General features: G+C 69.4%; 1 protein-coding gene. It reads left to right on the plus strand.

Annotated features, from left to right (window positions below):
* Nucleotides 1-288 (plus strand): peptidase dimerization domain-containing protein (locus tag EN845_RS34895; protein WP_135931347.1); only part of this gene is annotated, 288 nt, incomplete at both ends.

Consider the following 288-nt stretch of genomic DNA (forward strand, 5'->3'; position numbering starts at 1 on the left):
GGTGTCGCGCAATGTCGACCCGCGGCAGATGGGCGTGGTGACCGTCGGTTCGATCCACGGTGGGCAGGCCGCCAATGTGATTCCGGACGTGGTCGAGCTGAAGCTGACCGTGCGCGCTTACCTGCCCGAGGTGCGCGACGCGCTGCGACGCCGGGTCACGGAACTTGCCGAGCACACCGCCGCCGCGTTCGGCGCGCGCGCCGAGATTGAATTCCCGCGCGGCTTCCCCAGCGTGATCAACCACCCGCAGCAGACCGCCTACGTCCGCAAGGTGGCGGTGCAGGGCTT

Origin of the sequence: Mesorhizobium sp. M8A.F.Ca.ET.202.01.1.1, from assembly GCF_004791595.1 — a bacterium.
Lineage (GTDB): Bacteria > Pseudomonadota > Alphaproteobacteria > Rhizobiales > Rhizobiaceae > Mesorhizobium.